This window comes from Polynucleobacter victoriensis (assembly GCF_900187875.1).
Classification (GTDB): Bacteria; Pseudomonadota; Gammaproteobacteria; order Burkholderiales; family Burkholderiaceae; genus Polynucleobacter; species Polynucleobacter victoriensis.
This window is the reverse complement of record NZ_FYEX01000001.1, coordinates 361,219-386,954: the sequence shown is the minus strand read 5'-3', so window position 1 is coordinate 386,954 and position 25,736 is coordinate 361,219. Positions and strand designations below refer to the sequence as shown.

General features: G+C 44.6%; 23 protein-coding genes and 1 pseudogene. 20 read left to right on the top strand and 4 right to left on the bottom strand.

The window, feature by feature from the left end:
* Window positions 1–76 precede the first annotated feature (76 nt).
* Window positions 77–649 (bottom strand): outer membrane protein OmpA, encoded by a 573-nt coding sequence (gene ompA / locus CFR83_RS02035; protein ID WP_088812287.1) that lies wholly within the window; start codon window positions 647–649, stop codon window positions 77–79.
* Between the two features lie 115 nt (window positions 650–764).
* On the opposite strand from ompA, the gene gyrA reads away from it, so the two are divergent.
* The 15 genes and pseudogenes from gyrA to cysM all read left to right on the top strand — a co-directional run bounded on the left by gyrA (window position 765) and on the right by cysM (window position 16,986).
* Entirely contained in the window at window positions 765–3,476 is a 2,712-nt protein-coding gene (gene gyrA / locus CFR83_RS02030; protein WP_088812286.1) for a DNA gyrase subunit A, read from the top strand.
* Window positions 3,469–4,560 (top strand): 3-phosphoserine/phosphohydroxythreonine transaminase, encoded by a 1,092-nt coding sequence (gene serC, locus CFR83_RS02025; RefSeq protein ID WP_088812284.1) that lies wholly within the window; start codon window positions 3,469–3,471, stop codon window positions 4,558–4,560. Before gyrA ends, serC begins: the two co-directional genes overlap by 8 nt.
* Window positions 4,550–5,629: a prephenate dehydratase gene (gene pheA / locus CFR83_RS02020; RefSeq protein WP_088812282.1), complete on the top strand. Its 1,080-nt coding sequence runs from the start codon at window positions 4,550–4,552 to the stop codon at window positions 5,627–5,629. The genes serC and pheA overlap by 11 nt, the downstream gene beginning before the upstream one ends.
* An 18-nt stretch (window positions 5,630–5,647) precedes the next feature.
* A complete protein-coding gene (gene hisC / locus CFR83_RS02015; protein WP_088812280.1) occupies window positions 5,648–6,781 on the top strand; it encodes a histidinol-phosphate transaminase in 1,134 nt (377 codons plus the stop codon).
* Window positions 6,781–7,671, top strand: a complete 891-nt coding sequence (locus CFR83_RS02010) for a prephenate dehydrogenase (RefSeq protein WP_088812278.1) — start codon at window positions 6,781–6,783, stop codon at window positions 7,669–7,671. Before hisC ends, CFR83_RS02010 begins: the two co-directional genes overlap by 1 nt.
* The gene (gene aroA / locus CFR83_RS02005; protein WP_088812276.1) at window positions 7,671–8,993 is read left to right on the top strand and encodes a 3-phosphoshikimate 1-carboxyvinyltransferase; all 1,323 of its coding nucleotides are present in this window, start codon (window positions 7,671–7,673) and stop codon (window positions 8,991–8,993) included. The genes CFR83_RS02010 and aroA overlap by 1 nt, the downstream gene beginning before the upstream one ends.
* 114 nt (window positions 8,994–9,107) lie before the next feature.
* Window positions 9,108–9,794 (top strand): (d)CMP kinase, encoded by a 687-nt coding sequence (gene cmk / locus CFR83_RS02000; protein ID WP_088812274.1) that lies wholly within the window; start codon window positions 9,108–9,110, stop codon window positions 9,792–9,794.
* A 103-nt stretch (window positions 9,795–9,897) separates the two neighbouring features.
* Window positions 9,898–11,574 carry a 30S ribosomal protein S1 gene (rpsA, locus tag CFR83_RS01995; RefSeq protein WP_088812273.1) on the top strand — a complete coding sequence of 559 codons (1,677 nt, stop codon included), beginning with the start codon at window positions 9,898–9,900 and terminating at the stop codon, window positions 11,572–11,574.
* 108 nt (window positions 11,575–11,682) lie between these two features.
* Window positions 11,683–11,961: pseudogene (locus tag CFR83_RS01990) on the top strand (integration host factor subunit beta); the annotation flags it as partial.
* Between the two features lie 26 nt (window positions 11,962–11,987).
* Window positions 11,988–12,236 carry a lipopolysaccharide assembly protein LapA domain-containing protein gene (locus tag CFR83_RS01985; RefSeq protein ID WP_088812271.1) on the top strand — a complete coding sequence of 83 codons (249 nt, stop codon included), beginning with the start codon at window positions 11,988–11,990 and terminating at the stop codon, window positions 12,234–12,236.
* A 2-nt stretch (window positions 12,237–12,238) separates the two neighbouring features.
* Window positions 12,239–13,453: a lipopolysaccharide assembly protein LapB gene (gene lapB / locus CFR83_RS01980; protein WP_088812270.1), complete on the top strand. Its 1,215-nt coding sequence runs from the start codon at window positions 12,239–12,241 to the stop codon at window positions 13,451–13,453.
* A 47-nt stretch (window positions 13,454–13,500) separates the two neighbouring features.
* Window positions 13,501–14,442 (top strand): D-glycero-beta-D-manno-heptose-7-phosphate kinase, encoded by a 942-nt coding sequence (rfaE1, locus tag CFR83_RS01975; RefSeq protein ID WP_088812268.1) that lies wholly within the window; start codon window positions 13,501–13,503, stop codon window positions 14,440–14,442.
* Entirely contained in the window at window positions 14,439–15,458 is a 1,020-nt protein-coding gene (gene rfaD, locus CFR83_RS01970; protein ID WP_088812266.1) for an ADP-glyceromanno-heptose 6-epimerase, read from the top strand. The genes rfaE1 and rfaD overlap by 4 nt, the downstream gene beginning before the upstream one ends.
* A gap of 90 nt (window positions 15,459–15,548) precedes the next feature.
* Complete coding sequence (locus CFR83_RS08485) at window positions 15,549–15,998, top strand: ComEA family DNA-binding protein (RefSeq protein ID WP_088812264.1); 450 nt, start codon at window positions 15,549–15,551, stop codon at window positions 15,996–15,998.
* A 70-nt stretch (window positions 15,999–16,068) separates the two neighbouring features.
* The gene (cysM, locus tag CFR83_RS01960; protein WP_088812263.1) at window positions 16,069–16,986 is read left to right on the top strand and encodes a cysteine synthase CysM; all 918 of its coding nucleotides are present in this window, start codon (window positions 16,069–16,071) and stop codon (window positions 16,984–16,986) included.
* Here the strand turns inward: cysM and mltB are convergent.
* Window positions 16,983–18,200, bottom strand: coding sequence for a lytic murein transglycosylase B (gene mltB, locus CFR83_RS01955; protein WP_088812261.1), 1,218 nt, complete (start codon window positions 18,198–18,200; stop codon window positions 16,983–16,985). The two genes, cysM and mltB, sit on opposite strands and share 4 nt — an antisense overlap.
* Before the next feature lie 77 nt (window positions 18,201–18,277).
* On the opposite strand from mltB, the gene CFR83_RS01950 reads away from it, so the two are divergent.
* From CFR83_RS01950 to CFR83_RS01930, 5 genes are all read left to right on the top strand, one after another.
* The gene (locus CFR83_RS01950; protein ID WP_088812259.1) at window positions 18,278–19,201 is read left to right on the top strand and encodes a histone deacetylase family protein; all 924 of its coding nucleotides are present in this window, start codon (window positions 18,278–18,280) and stop codon (window positions 19,199–19,201) included.
* Window positions 19,202–19,355: 154 nt separating this feature from the next.
* Entirely contained in the window at window positions 19,356–21,008 is a 1,653-nt protein-coding gene (locus CFR83_RS01945) for an acyl-CoA synthetase (protein ID WP_088812257.1), read from the top strand.
* 99 nt (window positions 21,009–21,107) lie between these two features.
* Window positions 21,108–21,857: an electron transfer flavoprotein subunit beta/FixA family protein gene (locus CFR83_RS01940; RefSeq protein ID WP_088812256.1), complete on the top strand. Its 750-nt coding sequence runs from the start codon at window positions 21,108–21,110 to the stop codon at window positions 21,855–21,857.
* Window positions 21,858–22,796, top strand: a complete 939-nt coding sequence (locus CFR83_RS01935) for an electron transfer flavoprotein subunit alpha/FixB family protein (RefSeq protein ID WP_088812254.1) — start codon at window positions 21,858–21,860, stop codon at window positions 22,794–22,796.
* A gap of 57 nt (window positions 22,797–22,853) precedes the next feature.
* Entirely contained in the window at window positions 22,854–24,635 is a 1,782-nt protein-coding gene (locus CFR83_RS01930; protein WP_088812252.1) for an acyl-CoA dehydrogenase, read from the top strand.
* 75 nt (window positions 24,636–24,710) lie between these two features.
* On the opposite strand, the gene CFR83_RS01925 is transcribed toward CFR83_RS01930, so the two are convergent.
* Window positions 24,711–25,151, bottom strand: coding sequence for a hypothetical protein (locus tag CFR83_RS01925; RefSeq protein WP_088812250.1), 441 nt, complete (start codon window positions 25,149–25,151; stop codon window positions 24,711–24,713).
* Between the two features lie 42 nt (window positions 25,152–25,193).
* The gene (locus tag CFR83_RS01920; protein WP_088812249.1) at window positions 25,194–25,685 is read right to left on the bottom strand and encodes an META domain-containing protein; all 492 of its coding nucleotides are present in this window, start codon (window positions 25,683–25,685) and stop codon (window positions 25,194–25,196) included.
* Window positions 25,686–25,736: the final 51 nt, after the last annotated feature.

Sequence of the window (25,736 nt, the reverse complement as noted above, 5' to 3'; positions counted from 1 at the left end):
CACCATAAAAAAAGCCCGGCGATGCCGGGCTTTTAGACTACTTAACTAAAAATCAGTAAAATTGACCGGTTAAGTATTAGTTCTTACGTGTACCAATCGCTTCGATTTCAACGCGACGGTTTTTAGCGCGACCTTCTTTGGTCTTGTTGTCAGCAACTGGTTGTGACTCGCCTTTACCTTCTACGTATACGCGGTTAGCTTCAATACCTTTGCTAACTAAGTACTTTTTCACTGATTGAGCGCGACGTACTGACAATTTTTGGTTGTAAGCGTCTGTACCGATTGAGTCTGTGTGACCAACAGCGATGATCACTTCAAGAGTCAAATTCTTAACTTGGCCAACTAAGCTGTCCAAGCTAGCTTTAGCAGCTGGCTTAAGTACTGATTTGTCAAAGTCGAACAATGCATCAGCGTTCAAAGTTACTTTTGAGCTTACTGGCTTCACTGCACCGCCTGCAGCGATTGCACCATCGCAACCTGGAGCAGCAGTTGCTGGAGTCCAGTTGGCGTTACGCCAGCACAATTCATTTGTACCGTTTTTCCAAACGATACCTGTGCTATTAACCCAGTTGTCGTTTGCTTTTTGTGCGAATGCGCTTGAACTGATGGCAACACCAGCGATAACGATTAATTGCAGCAATTTTTTCATGTTTTATCCCTCTAATTATCTGTGTGGAGGCTGATCCAATTTGGATACCCCATAGTTTAGCACTTTAAATCCCAGAAATACCTTTTTATGGTGCTGTGAGTGATAAAATTGCGACATGGAAATTACACAAAATAACGCCGCAAAAGAGACACTCCCAATATCACTAGAAGACGAGATGCGTCGTTCCTATCTCGATTACGCCATGAGCGTGATCGTAGGTCGAGCCTTGCCTGATGTGAGAGATGGTTTGAAGCCAGTTCATCGTCGAGTTTTGTTCGCGATGCACGAGTTAAATAACGACTGGAACAGAGCTTACAAGAAGTCAGCTCGTATTGTCGGTGACGTAATCGGTAAATATCACCCACACGGTGACTCAGCTGTTTATGACACGATTGTGCGTATGGCTCAAGATTTCTCTTTGCGCTACATGCTGGTTGATGGTCAGGGTAACTTTGGTTCTGTAGACGGCGATAATGCCGCGGCGATGCGTTATACGGAAATCCGTTTAGCGAAGATTGCTCATCAACTGTTAGACGATTTGGATAAAGAGACAGTTGATTTTGGTCCTAACTATGACGGTAGTGAAAAAGAGCCTTTAATCCTTCCGGCAAAAATCCCTAATCTGTTAATTAACGGATCTTCAGGTATTGCTGTGGGTATGGCGACGAATATTCCGCCGCACAACCTAGATGAGGTTGTATCTGCCTGTTTGCATTTATTGGCTAATCCAGAGTGCACGATTGATGACCTGATGGAAATCATTCCGGCGCCAGATTTCCCAACTGCCGGCATTATTTACGGTATCCAAGGTGTTAAAGATGGTTACCGTACTGGTCGTGGTCGCGTGGTGATGCGTGCCAAGACTCATTTTGAAGACATGGATCGTGGTTCACGCCAAGCGATCATCGTTGATGAGTTGCCATACCAGGTTAATAAGAAGACTTTACTTGAGCGTATTGCAGAACTCATTACCGAGAAGAAGGTAGAGGGTATTTCAGATATTCGTGATGAATCTGATAAATCCGGTATGCGTGTAGTGATTGAGTTAAAGCGTGGTGAAGTACCAGAAGTGGTGCTAAACAACTTGTACAAGTTCACTCAATTGCAAGATACCTTCGGTATGAACATGGTGGCATTGGTGGATAACCAACCGCGCCTACTCAACTTGAAACAAATGTTGGAGTGCTTCTTATCTCATCGTAGAGAAGTGGTTACTCGTCGCACAGTGTTTGAACTTCGCAAAGCTCGTGATCGCGGTCACGTATTAGAAGGTTTGGCGGTTGCTTTGGCAAACATTGATGAATTCATCAAAATTATTAAAGCTGCACCAACTCCACCAGATGCTAAACGTGAACTTCTATTGAAGTCATGGGATTCTGAGGTTGTGCGTGAGATGTTATCTCGTGCCGAGAAAGACGCTCCTGGCGGACGTAATTCATTCCGTCCTGAAGATTTAGATCCTGCGGCTGGTATGCAAGCTGATGGTTTGTATCGTTTGTCTGAAGGTCAGGCGCAAGAGATCTTGCAAATGCGTTTGCAACGCTTGACAGGTCTTGAGCAAGACAAGATCGTTGGTGAGTACAAAGAAGTGATGCTTGAGATTGCCAACTTGTTGGACATCTTGGCTAAGCCAGAGCGTATTACCGTGATTATCAGAGAAGAGTTGCAAGCTGTTCAAGCTGAGTTTGGTCAAGCTGGTAATGACACAGGTCGACGTTCACGCATTGAGATGAATGCGACTGAGTTGTTTACTGAAGACTTGATCACGCCACAAGATTTGGTAGTGACTTTGTCTCATGGTGGCTACATGAAGAGTCAGCCACTATCTGAGTACCGCGCTCAAAAACGTGGTGGTCGAGGCAAGCAAGCAACTGCAACTAAAGACGAAGACTGGATTGAGACATTATTCGTAGCTAATACACATGACACGATTCTTTGCTTCTCTGATCGTGGTCGTATGTATTGGTTGAAGGTTTGGGAAGTGCCACAAGGTGGTCGTGCTTCTCGTGGCAAGCCAATTGTGAACATCTTCCCATTGGTTGAGGGTGAAAAAATCACAGTGATTCTGCCTATCAAAGCCTACGAAGATGACAAATATGTATTCATGGCAACCCGTAAGGGTGTGGTGAAGAAGTCACGTTTATCTGATTTCTCCAATCCACGTAAAGCCGGCATTATTGCTGTTGACCTAGATGAAGGTGACCACTTAGTGGGCGCCGCCATTACTGATGGACGTCATGACGTGATGTTGTTCTCTGATGCTGGTAAAGCAGTTCGTTTTGATGAGAATGATGTTCGCCCGATGGGTCGAACTGCACGTGGTGTGCGTGGTATGAATCTAGATGCATCACATGAAGTGATTGCGATGTTGGTGGCGCCTGCAGAGATTGAAGGTCAAACCAATGCTGTTGATGAAAACGGTGTTCCATTGCCAAGCAGTGTGCTAACAGCCACAGCTAATGGTTATGGTAAGCGCACGCCAATCTCTGAGTACACACGTCATGGACGTGGCACGAAGGGCATGATTGCGATTCAGACATCTGAGCGTAACGGCAAAGTTGTGGCTGCTGTTTTAGTGTCTGAGCAAGACCAAATTATGTTGATCACAACAGGCGGTATTTTGGTGCGCACACGTGTTGCTGAAATTCGTGAGATGGGTCGTGCAACACAAGGTGTTACTTTGATCAACGTTGATGAGGGTACTGAGTTATCTGGCTTGCAGCGTATTGCTGAAAGTGATGACGATGAAGGCGATGACAATGTTGATGAGCTTGTCGACGGTCAAGACAGTCAAGGAAACGAGGGCGGGGAGCCGGAGAATGTTTGATCGCCGTGTTTTTAACTTCGCTCCAGGTCCAGCAACGCTTCCTGAGGAAGTTTTAAAACAGGCTGCTGCTGAAATGCTTAACTGGAATGGGTTAGGCATGGGTGTGATGGAGGTTAGTCACCGCGGTAAACCTTTCATGGCTTGCTACGAAGAGGCTATCGCAGATCTTCGTGAGCTCATGAACATTCCTGACAGTTATGCAGTTTTATTCTTGCAAGGTGGCGCCATTGGTGAGAATGCTGCCATTCCAATGAACTTAATGCCTTTGGCTAAAAATGGCCCTAAGGCTGATTTCATTGTGACAGGCATTTGGACAGAAAAATCTGCTAAAGAAGCAGCCAAGTATGGTCAGGCTCACATTGCAGCAACAAGTGCTGCAACTGGTTTTAATAGCATTCCTGATCAAAAAGATTGGCAGTTGTCTGATGACGCCGCATACGTGCATATTTGCTCTAACGAAACGGTGGGTGGTGTTGAGTTTCAGAACGTGCCTAAAGTAGCTAAGCCCTTAGTGGCGGACGTTTCAAGCAACATCCTGTCACGCGTTTGGGACATTAATGATTTTGGTGTTTTGTTTGGTGGTGCACAAAAAAATATTGGTCCAGCAGGTTTGAGTATTGTGGTTGTGCGCAAAGATCTTTTGGGTCACGCCATGCCAATTACTCCGATGGTTTGGGATTGGGCTAAACAAGCTGAGAATGATTCAATGCTAAATACGCCACCAACCTATGGCATTTATTTAGCAGGATTGGTATTCAAGTGGTTAAAGCGCCAGGGTGGTGTGGCAGCCATGGAGCAGCAAAATATTGCTAAATCTAATTTGCTATATGACTGCATAGATAGCAGCAGTTTATTTACCAGCAAGGTTGATAAAAACTGCCGTTCACGCATGAATGTGACTTTCTACTTAAATGATGAGTCTTTGAACGATGCATTTGTAGAGGGTGCGGCCAAGTTGGGTCTTATGAACATTAAAGGTCACAAGAGTGTGGGCGGTATGCGTGCAAGTATTTATAACGCGATGCCAATCGCTGGTGTGAAGGCATTGGTTGAATACATGAAGGAGTTTGAACGTGGCTGCTGATGACAAAGACCTAGCGCCACTGCGCGCTCGTATCGACTCTATCGATCAACAGTTATTAGAGTTGCTAGCTGCCCGAGCAGAGGCAGCGCAGGCTGTTGGAAAAATTAAACATGATGTGAATGCGCCAGTATTTCGTCCTGAGCGTGAGCGTCAAGTCATTGACGGTTTAATCGCTAAGAATAAAAGTCCTCTAGCAGCCGATGGTATTACCTACATTTGGCGCGAGATCATGTCTGCTTGCCGTGCTTTAGAGGCGCCAATTCGCGTGGCTTACTTAGGTCCTGCAGGAACATTTTCAGAGCAAGCTGCTTTTGCTCAGTTTGGTCAGTCAATTAGCAAAGTTCCTTGCTCAAGCATTGATGAAGTATTTCGTGCGGTTGATGCTGGTTCTGCTGACTTTGGGGTGGCTCCAGTAGAAAATTCATCGGAAGGTGCTATCTCTAGAACCTTGGATTTACTACTTGATACTGATTTAAAAATTACTGGTGAAGTTGCTTTGGCAATCAAACATCATCTTTTGACCAAGTCTGGTAACTTGGATGGTGTGAGTAGGGTGCTAGCTCACCCTCAAGCTTTGGCTCAGTGTCAAAGATGGTTATCGAACAACGCTCCTAAACTAGATCGTCAAGCTGTTAGCAGTAATGGTGAGGCAGCTAAATTGGCAGCGCAGGATTCAACAGTGGCTGCCATTGCAGGTGATTCAGCGCAACAACAATATGGCTTGCAAGCTGTACAAAGCCAAATCCAAGATGACCCGCATAACCGCACACGTTTTGTGGTGGTGAGCCATGGTTCGTGCCAAGCATCTGGCAAAGATCAAACTTCAGTGATTCTTTCTGTGAACAATAAGCCTGGTGCAGTGCATCAGTTATTGGCGCCATTGGCTAAGCATGGTGTTTCGATGAATCGCTTAGAGTCTCGTCCGGCAAGAAGAGGTACTTGGGAGTACTTCTTCTATATTGATATGGATGGTCATGCAGATGATCCAAAAGTCGCGGCTGCTTTGAAAGAATTACAAGCTGAGGCTGCATTCTTTAAGAACTTGGGATCTTATCCCCGTAGTCATTAAATTTTAGAAAGATTGATCATGGCCAACGATGTTGGACAAGTTGATGGGCGAGTCATTGGTTTAAGCCATGTGCGTGCTATTGCCCCTTATGTCGGTGGTAAACCGATTAGTGAGGTGGTGCGCGAGTTTGGTTTGGATGAGGGCAAGATTGTTAAGTTGGCCTCTAATGAAAACCCACTGGGTATGCCTGAATCTGCAAAAAAAGCGATGGCCAAAGCTGCTGAAGATTTGGGTCGCTATCCAGACTCTAATGGTTTTGATTTAAAAAATGCCCTAGCCAAAAAACTTAATGTGCCATTTGAGTGGATCACTTTGGGTAATGGTAGTAATGACATTTTGGAGTTGACTGCTAGAGCAGTTGCTAAAGAGGGTGATGAGGTAGTTTTTTCAAAACATGCTTTTGCTGTTTATCCACTAGCTACTCAAGCGGTTGGTGGAAAAGCGATTGAAGTGCCTGCGACAAAAGACTATGGCCATGATTTACCTGCCATGTTGAAGGCTATCACATCAAAAACTCGTCTAGTGTTTGTGGCCAATCCAAATAATCCAACCGGGACTTTTTTACCTGCTAAAGAGATTGAGACATTTTTAGAGCAGGTTCCAAGTAACGTAGTGGTTGTTATTGATGAAGCCTATAACGAATTCTTAACCCCTGAGCAGCAATATGATGCAATTGCTTGGGTGCGCAAATACCCGAATGTAATTGTGTCGAGAAGTTTCTCTAAGGCATATGGTTTAGCAGGTTTGCGCATTGGTTATGGTGTTGCGCAAAACAACATCACTGATTTATTAAATCGTATTCGTCAACCGTTTAACGTTAATAGCTTGGCTCAGGCAGCAGCTATTGCGGCCTTGGCTGACGTTGAGTTTTTAAAGAAATGCTATGAGTTAAATCGTGCCGGTTATGCTCAGCTAACCGCAGCATTTGAGCAAATGGGATTGCGTTATTTACCATCTTCTGGCAATTTTGTTTTGGTTAAAGTTGGCGATGATGTTAATGCTGGTGCTAAAGTAAATTTGGAGTTATTAAAAGCGGGTGTCATTGTTAGACCCGTTGGTAACTATGGGTTACCAGAGTGGTTACGTATTTCTATTGGATTGCCTGAGGAAAACCAGGCATTTATTGAAGCTCTTAAAAAGATTCTTAATTAATGAACGCTACTCAAAAAAATCCTTCTGCCAATGCCCCATTAACTTTGGGCATTATTGGTGTTGGCTTAATTGGTGCATCGATTGGTTTGGCGCAAAAAAAAGCCAAGGCTTTTGATCGAGTCTTAGGTGTTGGTCGTTCACAAACAAATTTAGATGAGGCTCTTAAGATCGGCGCCATTGACCAGGCGGTTAGTCTTGAGGAGTGCGCTAAAGAAGCTGATGTGATTGTGGTGTGTGTGCCTGTTGCGCAAACATTCTCAATCCTTCATGCGATTGAGCCTCACATTAAAGCCAATGCATTAATCACTGATGCAGGTAGCACTAAATCAGATGTCATCATGGCTGCTAAAACTGCCTTAGGTGACAAAGTGGCGCAATTCATACCGGCTCATCCAATTGCTGGTGGAGCACAGCATGGCGCAACTGCAGCTAAAGAAGATTTGTACCAAGGTAAAGAAGTCATTATTTGCCCGTTACAAGAAAACATTCCTCCAGCAGTTGATGCTATCAATGAGTTTTGGTTGGCAACGGGTGCCGTGACTCACAAAATGTCAGCCTTGCAGCATGATGCGGTGTTTGCGTCGATTTCTCATTTACCGCATGTTCTATCTTTTGCCTTGATGCTTCAGGTGGCAAATTCTGAGGATGCCAATGTTAAGTTGGGTCATGCAGGCGCTGGGTTTAGAGATTTCACGCGGATTGCAGCTTCTAGCCCAGAAATGTGGCGTGACATTTGTCTGGCTAATAAAACAGCCGTTCTAAAAGAGCTGGATAAGTATCTCAATCTCACCAAATTATTAAGAGACACGATTGCTAAAGAAGATGGCGATGCTTTATTAAAAGCTTTTACAAGAGCCAGTGCAGAACGTCAAAAGTGGGAAGGTCGTTAATGAGTTCTGCAGTTCTTGATTACATTGAAGTTGGACCTTTTGCAAAAGCTGAGGGTGCGGTTGCTCTACCGGGATCAAAAAGTATTTCTAATCGCGTATTACTTTTATCAGCTCTAGCCTCGGGTACTACTCGCTTAAAGGGTTTGTTGGATGCTGATGACACGCGCGTGATGCGCGCAGCTTTGAAGACCTTGGGCGTTGATGTTGATGAGACGGATGGCGATTGCGTTGTGCATGGTTGCTCAGGTAAGTTGCCTAAAGATCAAGCTGATTTATTCATGGGTAATGCTGGCACAGCGATTCGACCTTTAACTGCTGCGTTGGCCATCTTGGGTGGCGACTATCGTTTGCATGGTGTGCCCCGCATGCATGAGAGACCTATTGGTGATTTGGTCGATGGGTTGCGTATGGTGGGTGCTCAGGTTGCCTATGAGCAAAATGAAGGTTATCCACCTCTAAAACTCTCAAAGGGTCAGATACGTACCAATGAAATCATCAAAGTGCGCGGTGATGTATCTAGTCAGTTCTTAACTGCGCTACTCATGTCTTTGCCATTGGTGGCAAACAATGAGATATGTATTGAGGTGGTGGGCGAGTTAATTTCTAAGCCTTACATTGATATCACGCTCAAATTAATGAGTCGTTTTGGTGTAGATGTTCGTAATGACAACTGGCAGCGTTTTTATATTCCTGCTAATTCAGGGAAGCCTTATGCAAGTCCAGGAACTTTGTATGTGGAGGGTGACGCATCTTCAGCATCCTATTTTTTAGCTGCTGGGGCGATTGCAGGTGGACCTGTCAGGGTCACTGGTGTTGGAAAAAACAGCATACAAGGTGACGTTGCTTTTGCGCAGGCTCTGGCTCAAATGGGTGCCAAAGTGACATCCGGCGATGATTGGATTGAGGTCCATGGTGTGAATACACCTAATGGCAAATTGAAGGGTATCGAACTAGATTGTTTGGCTATTCCTGATGCGGCAATGACTTTGGCGGTAGCAGGTTTGTTTGCAGAAGGCGCAACCAAGTTAACGGGTATTGCTAGTTGGAAGGTTAAAGAAACTGATCGCATCGCTGCGATGGCTAAAGAGCTTCAAAAAATGGGCGCTACTGTTAAAGCGGCTGATGACTATATCGAAGTGACGCCACCTAAACAATGGGCAACGCCTGTTGATGGTATTGATACTTATGACGACCATCGCATGGCCATGTGTTTCTCACTGGCTGCTTTTGGACCACTCAAGGTGCGTATTAATGAGCCAACTTGTGTGGCAAAAACTTTCCCTGAGTACTTTCAAGAGTTTGCGAAAGTTGCTAAAAAGTAAGCTTTGGCAGCTTAATTTCGCCTGAAAAGCTTCAAAAAAAGCCTGCCATCGTTTCACATTAAGAAATATTTATAAAAAATAAAAGACTGATAAAGTCACTGTCAACACTAAGAAATGCCACAAATGACTGAAATTAATAGCTCCAATATTCCTGTAATTGCCATTGATGGACCAACTGCCTCGGGAAAAGGGACGGTTGCTCAGCAGGTGGCAAAGCGTTTGGGATATCACTATTTAGATAGTGGGGCTTTGTATCGTTTGGTCGGTTTGGCTAGCTTTAAGCGCGGTATTTCTACGGCCTCTGAATCTGATTTAATCCCCATTGCTAAAAATTTAAACGTTATTTTTCAAGAAGATAGAGTTATTTTGGATGGCGAGGATGTGAGTGATCAGATTCGCCAAGAAGAAATGGGTAAGCGTGCCTCTGAGGTGGCAGTTCACACAGGTGTTCGCCAAGCTTTGGTGGCAAGGCAGCAGGCATTTAGACAAAAACCGGGTTTGGTGGCTGATGGCCGAGATATGGCCAGCGTAATTTTTACGGATGCAGTGACCAAGGTGTTTTTGACTGCAAGTGCTGAGGCTAGAGCCGACAGACGCTATAAACAATTGATAGCTAAGGGCTTTTCTGCTAATATAGACGTCCTTTTGCAGGATTTACGTGATCGAGATGCCCGCGATGCAAATCGCAGTCAATCGCCACTAAAAGCTGTTGAAGGGGCTCACCATCTCGACACCACGTCGATGACGATTGAAGAGGCGGTGAATCAGGTTCTGAAGTGGCATCAAGCTAGTCAAAACTAGTTAGGTGTTACAGAGGGAATTTAGGAGCCAGTCCTTGCCACGCGAGTACTGGTATGTGCAATCTAACCCGTCAAGTCTTTTGACGGCTTTATAGTGAAAACTCATGTCTGAATCTTTTGCAGCTCTATTTGAAGAATCCCTAGCCCGCTCTAATATGAAGGCTGGTCAAGTTATTTCCGCTGAAGTTGTGCGTATTGATCACAACTTCGTGGTTGTAAATGCCGGTTTGAAATCTGAAGCTTTTATCTCTGTTGAGGAATTCCTTAACGATCAAGGTGAAGTTGAAGTACAACCTGGCGATTTCGTTTCTGTGGCGATTGATGCCCTAGAAAACGGTTACGGTGACACCGTGTTGTCACGTGACAAAGCTAAGCGTTTAGCTTCTTGGTTGAACCTAGAGAAGGCCTTGGAACAAGGCGAACTCGTTACTGGTGCTGTAACTGGCAAAGTAAAAGGTGGTTTGACTGTGATGGTAAATGGCATCCGTGCCTTCTTGCCAGGCTCTTTGTTGGATACACGTCCTATCAAGGATACGTCTCCATACGAAGGCAAAACAATGGAATTCAAAGTTATCAAGCTTGACCGTAAGCGTAACAACGTTGTGTTGTCACGTCGTGCGGTTGTTGAAGCTAGCCAAGGTGAAGAGCGCGCTAAGTTGCTTGCTAACCTTAAAGAAGGTACTGTGGTTCAAGGTATCGTTAAGAACATCACTGACTACGGTGCATTCGTGGATCTAGGTGGTGTTGACGGCTTGTTGCACATTACTGATTTGGCATGGCGTCGTGTTCGTCACCCAAGCGAAATGTTGACTGTTGGTCAAGAGGTGACAGCTAAGATTCTTAAGTACGATCAAGACAAGAACCGTGTTTCATTGGGTATCAAACAATTGGGCGATGATCCATGGGTTGGTATCGCACGTCGTTACCCACCAAACACACGTTTATTCGGTAAGGTAACTAACCTAACTGACTACGGTTCATTCGTTGAAATCGAAACAGGTATCGAAGGTTTGGTTCACGTTTCTGAAATGGACTGGACTAACAAGAACGTTGCTCCAAGCAAAGTTGTTCAACTAGGCATGGAAGTTGAAGTAATGGTTCTTGATATCGATGAAGACAAGCGTCGTATTAGCTTAGGTATGAAGCAATGTAAAGCTAATCCATGGGATGAGTTTGCTCGTACACACCAAAAAGGTGAGAAGCTAACTGGCGCAATCAAGTCAATTACTGACTTCGGTGTGTTCATTGGTTTGCCTGGTGGCATCGACGGTCTAGTTCACTTGTCTGACTTGTCATGGCAAGAAACTGGCGAAGAAGCTGTTCGCAAGTACAAAAAAGGTGACGAAGTTGAAACAGTTGTTTTGGCTATCGATGTTGAAAAAGAGCGTATCTCTTTGGGTATCAAGCAAATGTCTGGTGACCCATTCAACAACTACACATCTACTAGCGACAAAGGCAGCATCGTTGACGGTACTGTGAAGAGCGTTGATGCTAAGGGCGCAGTGATTCAGTTGGCTGATGAAGTTGAAGGCTACTTACGTGCTTCTGAAATTTCAACTGATCGCGTTGAAGATGCGCGCAATTTGTTGAAAGAAGGCGATGCCGTAAATGCCATGATCATCAACGTTGATCGCAAGTCACGCAGCATCAATTTGTCTATCAAAGCTAAAGATAGCGCCGATCAGCAGCAAGCCATGAGCAAGTTGCAGAACGAAGCTAGTGCAGGCACTACTAACCTAGGCGCATTGCTAAAAGCTAAGTTGGACAACCAAGGTAATTAATACTTGGTGTAATGTATAGGGGAATCCTCATCCGCATGGATGGGGATTTTCAAAACCATTAAAAAAGAATATTGTTGAGTTATGGACGATTTAGAACGCAGTGATTCAATGACAATCACACGATCAGAATTGGTAGAGCGTTTGGCTCAGGCATTCCCGCAGCTATTGCCGCGTGATGTTGAGTTGGCCGTAAAAACATTGCTCGACACCATGTCACAAGCCTTGGCTGAAGGTAAACGTATTGAGTTACGCGGCTTTGGTAGTTTTGTGATGCATCACCGTCCGCCACGTCAGGGTCGCAATCCTAAATCTGGCGCTACTGTGATGGTTCCTGAAAAGCACGTGCCTCATTTCAAACCGGGTAAAGAGTTGAGAGAGCGCGTTGATTTTCCTAAGAAAGACGAATCTAAAGAATGACCGCGTTTCTGAATGCCGCATTCAGAGCTTTGCGGATCATTGGACGAATCATTATTTTTATACTCTTGGTATTACTAGCTTTAGGCAATACTCAAGAAATTAGTTTTCAGTTAATTCCTGGGTTGATCTGGGATTTACCTCTCATATTAGTTTTATTCATTGCATTTGTTTTGGGCATTTTGCTCACTTTATTAAGTGGCATTTCTTTGCGCCGCTTTAAACAAAACAAACAACCTCACTCATAATCGTGTTACAGATCGAAACCTGGTGGCTATTTGCTCTACCAATCGTATTTGCTTTGGGTTGGGTAGGTGCGCGTTGGGATATGCGTTTAGAAAAACGCGAAAACGAAATTGAGCGCTTAGCGCAACAAAAATCAACCTTTAAGGGTCTGAACCTTCTTTTAAATGAAGAACCAGATAAAGCCATTGATGCTTTGGTGCAAATCGCGCAACTGGACCCAGAAACAACAGAGCTTCATTTTGCTTTAGGCAGTTTATTTAGGCGCCGTGGTGAAACAGAGCGTGCGATCCGTGTGCATCAACATTTAGCTAATCGTGAAGATTTACCCTCAAGACATCGCGATCATGCCGCCTATGAATTAGGTAGAGACTTTTTGCGTGCAGGTCTATTGGATCGCGCAGAAACATCACTCAATCGAGTTGGTACAGATAGTAAATATGGCATTCCTGCTAAAGAAAGTTTATTAGAGATGTACCAGGTTGAAAAAGACTGGGCAAAAGCCATCATCTCTTCGAATGAGTTAGAGGTGTTACAAGGTAAGAGTCGCCAAAAAGAAATTGCTCACTTTAATTGTGAGTTGGCAGAGGAGGCTTTGCGACGTAAAGACATTGCTACAGCTGAGCGCCACATTGATTTGGCGATGCAGTCTGTGCCTAGCCACCCAAGAGCAACTATTTTGCGTGGCGATTGTTTTGTTGCGCAAAACCAATTGGAAAAGGCTGTGGCGACATGGTCTTTGATTGCGCAGAATCATCCGGCTTATTTAGCTTTGGTGGCTGATCGTTGGATTGATGTACACAAAGCTCTCTCAAAAGCAGATGAGGGCCTGCAAGTTTTAGTGGATGCCTTAAAAACCCAAGCTGGTGGGGAGCTATTGGACATTACGTTTAAGCATGTGATGGCTTTGCGTGGAGTACCTCAAGCAGAGGCGTTGATGAACGAAGTAATGCGTCATACACCTAGTTTGAGTGCAATGGCACTGCGTGTGCAAGCGCGTTTAACTTTGGCTGAAGTTGCGCAAAATGACAAAGCTGCCCAAGAATTCAAAGCCTCTTATGGCTTACTTAAACAAAGAACCAATACTTTAGCTAGATATACGTGTGGCAATTGTGGTTTTAGAGCCAGACGTTTTTATTGGCAATGCCCTGGTTGTAATCATTGGGAATCTTATTCACCGAGACGTGGTGAGGGTGCTGCGCCATCAGGTCCATCGATGTAATGTCATATAGTCATAAATATTAAATAAACCAAGTAGAAAATAACGCCATGGACATCCGATTAACTGCTGCTGATATTCAACAATTTCGCCAAGCACGATTGCTAGTTGTTGGTGATGTGATGTTAGATCGCTACTGGTTTGGTGATACCGAAAGAATTTCGCCGGAAGCTCCTGTGCCAGTAGTACTTGTTAGCAAAGACGATGAGCGTTTGGGTGGTGCTGCTAACGTGGCGCGCAATGCAGCGAGCATTGGAGCCAAAATTTCTATTTTGGGCGTTGTGGGTGATGATGAGCCTGGTCGCAGGGTGGAAGAGTTGTTAAAAGCCCAGGGCGTTAATAGCTATTTACAACGAGACCCAAGTTTGCCGACGACGGTTAAACTGCGTGTGGTGGCACGTCAACAACAATTAATTCGTTTGGACTTTGAAAAAGCGCCAACACATGAAGCGCTCCTAAATAAATTGGAGCAATTCCAATCTCTATTGCCTGAAGTTGATGCAGTTATTTTGTCTGACTACGGTAAGGGTGGCTTAACTCATGTCACCAAAATGATTGCTGCTGCACGAGCAGCCGGTAAGGTTGTACTAGTTGATCCTAAGGGGGATGACTACAGCAAGTATGAAGGTGCATCAATCATCACACCTAATCGCTCTGAGTTAAGGCAAGTTGTGGGGCGTTGGAAGGATGAGGCGGATTTAACTGCTAGAGCTCAAGCATTGAGAGAAAAATTAAAGCTAGATGCTTTATTGTTAACTCGCTCTGAAGAGGGTATGAGTTTGTTTACCGCTCAGGGCGTTGAGCATGTAAAAGCGGATGCTAGAGAAGTTTATGATGTATCTGGTGCAGGGGACACAGTTATTGCAGCAATGGCTGTTGCATTGGCTGCGAAATGGCCTGCAGGTCAAGCCATGAAATTGGCTAATAAAGCCGGTGGTATTGTGGTTGGAAAGTTAGGTACGGCAACTGTATCGTTAGAGGAATTGCAATGACATATATTGTGACTGGCGCAGCTGGTTTTATTGGAGCTAATTTAGTTCAGGCGCTCAATGCCAAAGGTATCAAAGATGTGATTGCTGTTGATGAACTGCAACCAGCTGACAAATACCGCAACTTGGCAGATTTGGATATTGTTGATTACCTAGATAAGTCAGAATTTGTCGAAGCTTTTGCCAGGGGGAAATTTGGCAAAGTCACAGCTATTTTCCATGAGGGCGCATGCTCAGATACCATGGAAACAGATGGCAAATACATGATGGCGAATAACTTCCGCTACTCCATGGATTTGTTAGATATTTGTACTGCTCAAAAAGTTCCTTTCTTATATGCATCATCTGCTGCTACTTATGGTGGTTCTGATACCTTTAAAGAAGAACGTCAATTTGAGAAGCCTTTGAACGTTTATGGCTATTCAAAGTTTTTATTTGATCAGGTGGTGCGCAAGCGTTTTGCTGAAAAAGCAACCACTGCCCAAGTCGTTGGTTTCCGTTATTTCAATGTCTATGGCCCGCGTGAGTCACACAAGGGGCGTATGGCTTCGGTAGCTTTTCATCACTATCACCAATTCTTAGAAGACAACACGGTTAAGTTGTTTGGTGAATATGATGGTTACGCTCAAGGTGAGCAAAAGCGTGACTTTGTGTTTGTGGAAGATGTGGCTAAGGTGAACTTATTTTTCCAAGAGCACCCAGAGAAAAGTGGCATCTTTAATTTAGGTAGTGGTCGTGCTCAGCCATTTAATGACGTGGCTAAGTCGGTGATTAATTCACTTAGAAAAATCAATGGTGAGTCTCAATTAAGTTTGGCTGAGTTAGCAGATGAGCGTTTGATTGAGTACATTTCATTTCCTGAAGCATTAAAAGGCAAGTATCAATCTTTTACGCAAGCCGATTTAACTAATTTGCGTGCAGCCGGTTATCAAGCTGATTTCCATACTGTTGAGCAAGGTGTAGAGAAATACATGAAGTGGCTGTCAGAAAATTCTGATTTTCTTGCTCAACCTTTGTAATCAGGCACTATTTAGTCAACAACATAGCTAGCCTCTCGTTAAGGAAAAGCTCCATCAACCGGTGGAGCTTTTTACTTTCAAGGAGGCAAGATGTTATTAAATTTATTTCAATCACTCGCGAGATTTCTGGTTGCATCGATTGCAGGTTTATTTTTATTGAGTACTTATGCAGTTGCTCAAGTTGAAGTAAATTCTGCGGACCAAACAGCGTTGGAATCTGTGAGAGGTTTGGGGCCATCAAAAGCAAAAGCGATTTTGGCGGAACGTAAAAAGAATGGCCCCTTTAAAGATGCCAACGATTTGCATACTCGAGTCAAGGGTATTGGCGAGAAAACCGTTGAGCGGATGATGCAAAATGGTTTAACCATCAATAACAAGGGCGTTGCTGGGGCTAAAACTGAGAAGCCAGTTAAAGATAAATCTGTGAAAGAGAAATCTATTAAAGAACCCTCAACCAAAAGTAAAGAAAAAGAAAAGCAAGCCACGGAAAAAGCGCCCAAGCAAAGCAGAAGGTCCAAAGAAGAGAAAAGCGCCCCCTAAAATCAAGGTTTCGGTGAGCTTCTAAAACTTAGGCATATGATGACTATAAATCCATTAATATAGGCGTCATATGTCTATTTCACGTCCTAATTACCCCACTATTGCCCAAACGGTTGGTCATACACCATTGGTTCGTTTGCAACGTATTCCAGGTCCTGGTAATACAGAGCGCAACAATGTCATTCTTGGTAAATTAGAAGGCAACAATCCAGCGGGGTCTGTCAAAGACCGTCCGGCACTATCGATGTTCATGCGTGCAGAACAGCGTGGCGATATCAAACCCGGTGATACTTTGATTGAAGCAACGAGTGGTAATACAGGCATTGCTTTGGCCATGGTTGCAGCCATCTTGGGTTACAAGATGATTTTGGTTATGCCTGAGAACCAGAGTATTGAGCGACGTCAGAGCATGGCGGCCTATGGCGCTGAATTAGTTCTTACCCCTGCCTCTGGCGGCATGGAGTATGCGCGTGACTATGCAACACAATTGGAAAAAGAAGGTAAAGGAAAAATCCTTGATCAGTTTGGTAATAAGGACAATCCGTTAGCTCATATTGAATCAACTGGCCCAGAAATTTGGGAAGACACACAAGGTCAAATCACGCACTTTGTGTCTGCCATGGGAACAACCGGCACTATCACGGGTGTGTCGATTTATCTCAAAGAAAAAAATCAACAAATTCAAATCATCGGTGCGCAACCTGAAGAAGGTTCTCAAATACCAGGTATTCGTAAATGGTCACCTGAGTACATTCCTAAGATTTATGCTGATGCCAAGGTGGATCGCATTGAATACGTTAGTCAGGCAGCGGCAGAGGATATGACTAGGCGCTTGGCTAGAGAAGAGGGTATTTTCTGTGGCATATCAGCTGCTGGTGCCTTGGTAGTGGCATTGCGCATCGCAGAGCGCGTTGAAAACGCAACAATTGTATTTATTGTTTGCGATCGAGGCGATCGTTACCTATCAACAGGTGTATTCCCAGCTTAATTAGAAGCCTGCTTCACCTTTGTGGATTTCTTGGAAGACTTCTTAGAAGTCTTCTTTGTTTTTTCAGAAGACTTTTTTGCGGTCACCTCTTGCCCGGGAACTTCGCCTCTGAGCGCTTGAGCAAATTCAGCCACAGACTGGGCGTAGAAGAAGCTGCGGTTGTAATCGCAAATTGCAATAAAGTTTCTTAGACCAACCACATACTTGACCTCAGTGCCACCGTTGCTATCTGGGCTTGGAAGGTCAACCACCAAGCTAGGAGTTGTATCAGGCAGTTCCGTTTTTGAAATCATTTGGTCTTTGGCTAAATCACCTAATTTCAATTTCGCTTTGGGTTCGCCATCAGCCAATTTTTTTGCAAGAATCATGGCCTCTTCATTATTTTGAATATCCAAGTAAATCGGCTCGCCAGTTACCCAACCATGAGCTTTCAAGAAATTTGCAACGCTAGCAATCGCATCTTCTGGTGAATTTCTTAAATCAATTCTGCCATCGTTGTTGCCATCAACAGCAAAGCGACGAATGCTGCCTGGCATGAACTGGGGTAGACCAATTGCTCCTGCATAGGAGCCCAGTTGATTAAGACATTTCTTAAAAAGACTCGCTTGAGGATTCTCTGTGCGACACAAAAGAATTAAATCTTCCAGTTGATTTTTAAATAAGGCTTCTCTTGAAGTTTTATTTGGGGTATTGGGGTAATCAAAGCCTAGGGTGATCAGGGTATCTCTTACTGAAAACCCGCCCATGTGTTTGCCGTAGATAGTTTCTACGCCAATGATTGAAACAATGACTTCTGCAGGCACTCCTGTTTTGTTGGCAGTGGCTTCGATGAAGGTGCGATGTTTTTTCCAGAATTGTTGTCCTGCGGCAAGGCGCTTGGGTTCCACAAAGCGACTTCTATAGACTTTCCAGTTTTTCTGAAAACCGACTGGTGGCGGCATCACCAGTTTTTTGATGGATGGAATGGTTTTCGCGTCATCAAAAGCGAGTTGTAAGTCTTTTAGAGGAATTTGGTGATCTTGGCTAACTTTTTCTAAGAAAGGTGCCAGAGAGTCTGGTTTTTTCTCAAGTTCAGCAAAATTGTCGTTATTTATGACTTGATTTGAGTCAGATTTCTGTTCTGCTTGTTTGCTTGGAAGCGTAGAACAGGCGGATAATACAAAGGTAGTGATGCCACAGACTAAGCCTAACTGGGCAAGTGCGAGGGGTTTCATTGTTTTTGTTAGCAATTGAATTCAACCAATCAACTAGAATTTAATGTCACTGATTATCCACTGATTTATCAAGATTAATGAGCACTGCTTTTATTAGCCACGCAGATTCACTCCAGCACGAGATGGGCTCACACCATCCTGAGTGTCCTGCGCGTGTTCAAGCGATTGAAGATCAATTAATTCTCAGTAGGATCGACGCTTACTTAACCTATATTGATCCTCCTTTGGCAACCGAACAGCAGTTAGCTTTGGTTCACACACCTGAGCATATCGAGAGAGTTAAATCGAATAGTCCAACATCCGGTTATTACGCCATTGATGGGGACACCACCATGAACCCACATACCTGGCAGGCGGCTCTGAGATCTGCGGGTGGTGCCATCGCTGCCGTTGATGCGGTCATGAATAAAAAAGCATCCAATGCGTTTTCTTGTTTAAGACCGCCCGGGCATCATGCTGAGCCACACCAAGCGATGGGTTTTTGTTTTTTTAATAATGTGGCCATTGCTGCTAAATATGCTTTGGAGCATTATGGTTTAGAGCGTGTAGCTGTGATTGATTTTGACGTGCACCACGGCAATGGCACCGAAGCTGCTTTCATCAATGAGCCACGAGTATTGATGTGTAGTTATTTTCAGCATCCGTTTTATCCGTATTCTGAGCCAAGAACTGACTTGCCTAATATGGTCAATGTGCCTTTGCCTGCCTACACATCAGGACCTGCTGTGAGGGAGGTTGTGGAGTTGGGTTGGATGCCGCGCCTAAGAGAGTTCAAGCCGCAATTCATTTTCATCTCAGCAGGCTTTGACGCGCACCGTGAAGATGATATGGGGCAAATGGGTTTAGTGGAAGCCGACTATGCTTGGATCACTCGCCAGCTCATGACGGTTGCTAATGAGACGGCCGAAGGACGTATTGTTAGTTGTTTAGAGGGTGGGTACAACCTCTCGGCATTAGCTAGAAGCGTTGTAGCGCACCTTAAAGAATTGGCTGATTTGTAATCAATCCTCTAGTCTGTAGCACCCCATTCATAACTAAACAATTTAAGCCCTACCCATATTAGGGTTAGCCATTAATTACCCTATTTAGATGTGGACTAAATCAGCCCCTTGGCTAATAATTGTTTGATCACAAAAACAACGTGGAGTTATTGGCATGCCTGGCATCTATGAACAAGGGTTAGATAAAAACCCAGCGAACTTTTCACCAATCACACCTCTTAGCTTCATTGAGCGAACTGCCAAGATTTACCCTAATAAAACAGCGGTGATTCATGGGTCATTGACGCGAACTTGGTCAGAGACTTATTCACGTTGCCGACAATTGGCAAGTTCACTGGTAAAAGCTGGCGTTAAAGTTGGTGACACGGTGGCTGTGATGTTGCCAAATACACCACCAATGGTAGAAGCTCATTTTGGCGTGCCTATGGTTGGCGCAGTTTTGAACTCGCTGAATACCCGTTTAGATCCAGAAGCAATTGCTTTTATGTTGAACCACGGTGAAGCCAAAGTGGTGATTGTTGATCCAGAGTTTAGTTTGACTATGAAGAAGGCTCTGGCACTAGCTTTAGCTGAAAAACCTAGGGATATTTTAGTTATTGATGTTAAAGATGTTGAATACACAGGCGCCAGTGAGCAGTTGGGTTCAATTGACTATGACTCATTTGTTGCTAAGGGTGATCCTAATCATCAATGGCGCATGCCCGCAGATGAGTGGGAGTCAGTTTGTTTGAACTACACATCTGGCACGACAGGTAATCCTAAGGGGGTGGTGTATCACCACCGTGGTGCTGCGATTAATGCGCTATCGAATGTGCTTGAGTGGGATATGCCTAAGCACCCAGTGTATTTGTGGACTTTGCCAATGTTCCATTGCAATGGTTGGTGTTTTCCATGGACCATTGCTGCGAGAGCGGGTATCAATGTTTGTTTAAGAAGAGTGGATGCGCCATCCATCTTGAATGCGATGCGCACCTATAACGTGACCCACTATTGTGCTGCCCCAATTGTTCATGGTTTGTTGGTGAATGCGCCAGATGAACTGAAGGTAGATATTCCAGTGGGTATTAAAGGTTTGATTGCTGGCGCAGCGCCTCCTGCCGCGACTATTGAGGGTATGGAAAAAATGGGTATTGAGTTGACCCATGTTTATGGTCTAACTGAGGTGTATGGCCCGGCCGCCGTGTGCGTTAAGCATGAAGAATGGAATGATGTAGATGTTGGTGAGCGCGCCAGATTAAATGCTCGTCAAGGGGTTAGGGTGCTGTTGCAAGAAGGGGTGACTGTGATGAACCCTGAAACCATGCAAGAGGTACCTGCTGATGGCGAAACCATGGGTGAAATCATGTTCCGCGGCAATATCACCATGAAGGGCTATTTGAAGAACGATGCCGCCACTAAAGAAGCATTTTCTGGTGGCTGGTTCCATTCTGGTGACTTAGCGGTGATGTACCCAGATGGATACGTCAAAATTAAAGATCGCAGCAAAGACATCATTATTTCTGGTGGTGAAAATATCTCATCCATTGAGGTTGAAGATGTTCTTTATAGACACCCTGCAGTATTGGCTGCTGCGGTGGTTGCTAAGCCTGATCCTAAATGGGGTGAGACACCATGTGCCTTCTTGGAGGTGCGTGCTGACTCCAATGTGACGCCTGAAGAAATCATCGCGCACTGTAAAAAACACTTGGCGGGCTTTAAGATTCCTCGTGCTGTGGTGTTTGGTGATTTACCTAAAACGTCGACTGGAAAAATTCAAAAATTTGAGTTGCGTAAAAGGGCAGGATCTGCAACAGCGATTGACGTTTAAATCCCTTTAAAATGAATAGCTAACTAATTGGAAGGGCGTTTGCGCCCTCCAATACAATACTTAAGTAGGTTGTGTGGGTTTAATAGATTAGGCATAAATATGAAGATTTTGGTTGCGGTAAAAAGGGTGATTGACTACAACGTTAAAGTTCGCGTGAAGTCTGATAACACAGGCGTTGAAACAGCTAACGTCAAAATGAGCATGAACCCTTTTGATGAGATTGCGATTGAAGAGGCGGTTCGTTTAAAGGAAGCAGGTGTGGCAACTGAAGTGATTGCCGTTTCTTGTGGCGTGACTCAATGCCAAGAAACTCTCAGAACTGCTATGGCCATTGGTGCAGACCGAGGCATCTTGGTGGAAACAGATGCAGAACTGCAACCCTTAGCAGTGGCTAAATTATTAAAAGCATTGGTGGATAAAGAGCAGCCATCTATTGTTATTTTAGGTAAGCAAGCGATTGACGATGACAGCAATCAAACAGGTCAGATGTTGGCAGCTTTGATGAATGCGTCTCAAGCCACTTTTGCTTCTAAGGTTCAAGTGGCTGACGGTAAAGCCACGGTTACTCGTGAGGTCGATGGAGGTTTGGAAACCCTGGCGCTTAATTTGCCAGCCGTGATCACTACTGACTTGCGTTTGAACGAACCACGTTATGTGACTTTGCCAAACATCATGAAGGCTAAAAAGAAACCTTTAGATACTGTTAAGCCAGAAGATCTTGGTGTTGACATTACCCCTCGTCTAAAAACAATCAAAGTTGAAGAGCCTCCTAAGCGTAGTGCTGGCGTGATGGTTCCAGACGTGAAGACTTTGGTTGAAAAATTAAAAAATGAAGCGAAGGTGATCTAAATGACTTCTTTGGTAATTGCAGAACACGATAATCAATCTTTAAAAGCAGCAACACTTAATGCTGTGACAGCCGCACTTGCTTGTGGTGGAGATGTTCATGTATTGGTTGCTGGTCATCAGGCTGGCGCTGCTGTCGAAGCTGCTAAGCAAGTGGCTGGTGTAGCAAAAGTTATTCATGTGGATGCACCGCATTTAGAAAACCAGTTGGGTGAAAACTTGGCTGAGCAAGTATTGGCTTTGGCATCTAACTACAGCCATATCTTGGCACCTGCAACAGCTGTTGGTAAAAATACTTTGCCGCGTGTGGCAGCCAAGTTGGATGTTGCTCAAGTATCAGAAATTACAAAAGTAATTTCTGCGGATACGTTTGAGCGTCCTATTTATGCTGGTAATGCGATTGCAACTGTGCAAGCAACTGATGCGACCAAAGTTATTACGGTACGTACAACGGGATTTGACGCTGCAGCTGCTACAGGTGGTTCAGCAACAGTTGAAACTGCTCCAGCAGTAGCTGATACAGCGAAATCAACTTTTTCCGGTAGAGAAATTAGCAAATCTGATCGCCCCGAGTTAGCTACTGCTAAGGCAATTGTGTCTGGTGGCCGTGGTTTAGGTTCTTCAGAGCAATACCACGCCATCATTGAGCCTTTGGCTGATAAGTTGGGTGCGGCTTTGGGTGCATCTCGTGCGGCAGTTGATGCAGGCTACGTTCCAAATGATTACCAAGTTGGTCAAACAGGAAAAATTGTTGCGCCACAACTGTATGTTGCTGTTGGTATTTCTGGAGCGATTCAGCATTTGGCGGGCATGAAAGATTCCAAGGTGATTGTTGCAATCAACAAAGATCCTGAGGCGCCAATTTTTAGTGTGGCTGATTATGGTTTGGTGGCAGATTTATTCACTGCTGTCCCAGAGTTGGTCACAGAGTTAAGCAAATAATTCCATCAAACGGCACACATTAACAACATCAGTCTATTCAAATCATAGGAACGAGCCATGAGTTACTCCGCACCTTTAAAAGAAATGCTATTTGTACTTCAGGATGTGGCAGGTGTTGATGATGTGGCAAGCATTCCGGGTTTTGAGGATTATGGTTATGACACGGCTGCTGCCGTTCTAGAGGAGTCAGCCAAGTTCTGTAATGAGGTTGTTGCTCCACTTAATTGGGATGGTGATCAACAGCCAAGCAGTCTAAAAGATGGTGTGGTGACTACTACTCCAGGCTTTAAAGAAGCTTTTAAGCAATTTGGTGAAGCAGGGTGGCAAGGCGTGATTCACCCTACAGAATTTGGTGGTCAAGGCTTCCCAAAAGTTATTGCCACAGCTTGCTCAGAAATGTTGCATGCAGCGAACATGTCTTTTGCACTTTGCCCCATGTTGACGGATGGTGCTATTGAAGCGATGTTGACAGCTGCTAGCGATGAGCTCAAACAACTTTATATACCTAAGATGGTGAGTGGTGAGTGGACGGGCACCATGAATCTCACCGAGCCTCAAGCCGGCTCTGATTTGGCCGCTGTGCGTACACGTGCTGAACCACAAGGTGATGGCACTTATAAAGTTTTTGGTACAAAAATATTTATCACCTATGGCGAACACGACATGGCAGAAAACATCATTCACTTGGTGTTGGCACGTTGTCCTGGGGCGCCTGAGGGTGTGAAGGGTATTTCATTATTTGTAGTGCCTAAGTTCTTAGTGAATGCTGATGGTTCTTTGGGTGAGCGTAATGATGCGCATTGCGTATCGATCGAGCATAAGCTAGGTATTAAAGCCAGCCCAACAGCAGTTTTGCAGTTTGGTGATCATGGCGGTGCGATTGGTTATTTGGTCGGTGAAGAAAATCGCGGTCTAGAGTACATGTTCATCATGATGAACGCTGCACGTTTTGCAGTTGGTATGCAAGGTATTGCTATTGCCGACCGCGCATATCAAAAGGCAGTTCAGTACGCTAAAGATCGCACGCAATCAAAAGATTTAGCTGGTTCAGAGGGTCCTGTTGCCATCATTCATCATCCAGACGTTAAGCGCATGTTGATGACGATGCGTGCCTACACTGAGGGCGCTCGTGCAATGGCTTATGTAGCTGCCGCAGCGAGTGATCAAGCTCATTTCAGTCCAGATGAGTCTGTGCGTCAGAGCAACTTGGCTTTGTATGAGTACTTGGTGCCGATTGTTAAAGGTTTCTCAACTGAGATGTCAGTGGATGTTGCCAGCTTAGGTGTTCAAGTACATGGTGGTATGGGTTTCATTGAAGAAACTGGTGCAGCGCAGTTCTATCGTGATGCGCGTATTTTGCCAATTTATGAAGGCACAACAGCTATTCAGGCGAATGATTTGATTGGTCGCAAAACTTATCGCGATGGCGGTAAGGTTGCTAAACAAATAGCGCAGTTGATTCAAGCGACTGAGGCTGAGTTGGCCAAGAGTCATACGCCTGCTGCCCAAGCGATGCTAAAACACCTATCTGCTGCTAGGGTCTCATTTGAGTCAGTAGTTGATTATGTGGTGGCCAACTTTAAATCTGACACTAAAAATGTATTCGCAGGCAGCGTTGCCTATTTGCGTTTAGCAGGTTTACTAGTGTCAGGTTGGCAAATGGCGCGAGCATTGATCGTTGCAGAGCAAAAGTTGAATGATGACTCAGAGTTCTTCTCTGCCAAAATTGCCACAGCACGTTTTTATGCTGAGTACTTACTAAGCCAAGTGCCAGGTGCTGCAGCCTCGGTATTGGAGGGTGGTGCAGCGGTTAATAGTTTGAGTGCTGAGCAGTTTTAAGTTGTAGTAAAGAAGTGATTAACCAAGAGATACAAAACGATTTATCTCTTGGTTGTATCTTAAGTAGCCGATAGATTATTGAGAGATTTTTCTCGCTTCTTCAAACTGACTTAAGAAGTGTTGTTCAAAGGCAACTGCCAAGCCAGTCATCATCACTGCTGCGCCAATCATCAAAGAAAAAATCACACAAAGAATAACTAACCAATTGGAGTTACTCGTTTGATTGCTGTGTGAATTAAATTGAGCATCCCATTTTTCATCAGGACGTAAGCCAAACACGATGGTAGTTAACCAACTAGCTTCTAAGGTAATGAAGCCAACTGTAGCTAATACCCAGCCCAAGGCTGATGACATATCGCTAGCGCCCAATAATTTCCAGCCTAAGATGCCGCCAAAAAGTGCTACTAGGTGAGCCCATGCCCAAATATTGCCAAGACCTTTTAGGTAGAAGACATTAAGACCTGTGCCAGGGGCAAATAATCCTAGTGCGCAAAAGAAAAGTTTGTTTTTATGCATGAGGGTATTGTATTGAGTTAATGCATTCGGTATCGGACAGATTTAATTTCTTAAGGCAAAGCTTAAGACTTCTCCATCACGCGTCATAATCAATAGACGATCACCGTCTCTCACCATGGTTCTGTAATCGGCTAAGTAACTTAAAAACTTGTACTCAAGTTCATCAATTTGAGACCCACAAGCTTTGCGAGTGCCAGCCACCTTCTCCATTAAAAATCCCCAGTCGCTTGGCGCAACTTGGGCAGTGAAGCGGTTGCAACCTGCAAAACCACTGACCGATTTTCCGTCTGGTGAAATCGATAAAGTGATGGCAGCGGTGTTTTCGCTATGTGGAATGCTACGTAAGCGGTTTTTGCCATCATTAGGGCTGGTGTAGTGCCATCTGATCAATTGCCATTGGCTGCCCGCCATATCTCTAGTAGGCGGGGCTGATACCGCATTGCAGGTGGGCATTACTTGTGCGCAAGAGCTTAAAAATAAGCAAGCCAAGCCCCAAAAGCCTAAAAATAAGGGGGTGCGGGGTAAATTAGTCATGGTTACCTTTAATTTTTGGTCTTCTTATCAATTCTGCGATAGAATATGTGG

Excerpts from the sequence above, each read along its gene's own strand:
- rpsA (WP_088812273.1), top strand. The coding sequence starts at position 9,898 with ATGTCTGAATCTTTTGCAGCTCTATTTGAAGAATCCCTAGCCCGCTCT.
- CFR83_RS01930 (WP_088812252.1), top strand. The coding sequence starts at position 22,854 with ATGAGTTACTCCGCACCTTTAAAAGAAATGCTATTTGTACTTCAGGAT.
- mltB (WP_088812261.1), bottom strand. The coding sequence starts at position 18,200 with ATGAAACCCCTCGCACTTGCCCAGTTAGGCTTAGTCTGTGGCATCACT.
- rfaE1 (WP_088812268.1), top strand. The coding sequence starts at position 13,501 with ATGGACATCCGATTAACTGCTGCTGATATTCAACAATTTCGCCAAGCA.
- CFR83_RS02010 (WP_088812278.1), top strand. The coding sequence starts at position 6,781 with ATGAACGCTACTCAAAAAAATCCTTCTGCCAATGCCCCATTAACTTTG.
- rfaD (WP_088812266.1), top strand. The coding sequence starts at position 14,439 with ATGACATATATTGTGACTGGCGCAGCTGGTTTTATTGGAGCTAATTTA.
- cysM (WP_088812263.1), top strand. The coding sequence starts at position 16,069 with ATGTCTATTTCACGTCCTAATTACCCCACTATTGCCCAAACGGTTGGT.
- hisC (WP_088812280.1), top strand. The coding sequence starts at position 5,648 with ATGGCCAACGATGTTGGACAAGTTGATGGGCGAGTCATTGGTTTAAGC.
- ompA (WP_088812287.1), bottom strand. The coding sequence starts at position 649 with ATGAAAAAATTGCTGCAATTAATCGTTATCGCTGGTGTTGCCATCAGT.
- serC (WP_088812284.1), top strand. The coding sequence starts at position 3,469 with ATGTTTGATCGCCGTGTTTTTAACTTCGCTCCAGGTCCAGCAACGCTT.
- CFR83_RS08485 (WP_088812264.1), top strand. The coding sequence starts at position 15,549 with ATGTTATTAAATTTATTTCAATCACTCGCGAGATTTCTGGTTGCATCG.
- CFR83_RS01945 (WP_088812257.1), top strand. The coding sequence starts at position 19,356 with ATGCCTGGCATCTATGAACAAGGGTTAGATAAAAACCCAGCGAACTTT.
- CFR83_RS01950 (WP_088812259.1), top strand. The coding sequence starts at position 18,278 with ATGAGCACTGCTTTTATTAGCCACGCAGATTCACTCCAGCACGAGATG.
- cmk (WP_088812274.1), top strand. The coding sequence starts at position 9,108 with ATGCCACAAATGACTGAAATTAATAGCTCCAATATTCCTGTAATTGCC.
- aroA (WP_088812276.1), top strand. The coding sequence starts at position 7,671 with ATGAGTTCTGCAGTTCTTGATTACATTGAAGTTGGACCTTTTGCAAAA.
- CFR83_RS01985 (WP_088812271.1), top strand. The coding sequence starts at position 11,988 with ATGACCGCGTTTCTGAATGCCGCATTCAGAGCTTTGCGGATCATTGGA.
- CFR83_RS01920 (WP_088812249.1), bottom strand. The coding sequence starts at position 25,685 with ATGACTAATTTACCCCGCACCCCCTTATTTTTAGGCTTTTGGGGCTTG.
- CFR83_RS01935 (WP_088812254.1), top strand. The coding sequence starts at position 21,858 with ATGACTTCTTTGGTAATTGCAGAACACGATAATCAATCTTTAAAAGCA.
- gyrA (WP_088812286.1), top strand. The coding sequence starts at position 765 with ATGGAAATTACACAAAATAACGCCGCAAAAGAGACACTCCCAATATCA.
- CFR83_RS01925 (WP_088812250.1), bottom strand. The coding sequence starts at position 25,151 with ATGCATAAAAACAAACTTTTCTTTTGCGCACTAGGATTATTTGCCCCT.
- CFR83_RS01940 (WP_088812256.1), top strand. The coding sequence starts at position 21,108 with ATGAAGATTTTGGTTGCGGTAAAAAGGGTGATTGACTACAACGTTAAA.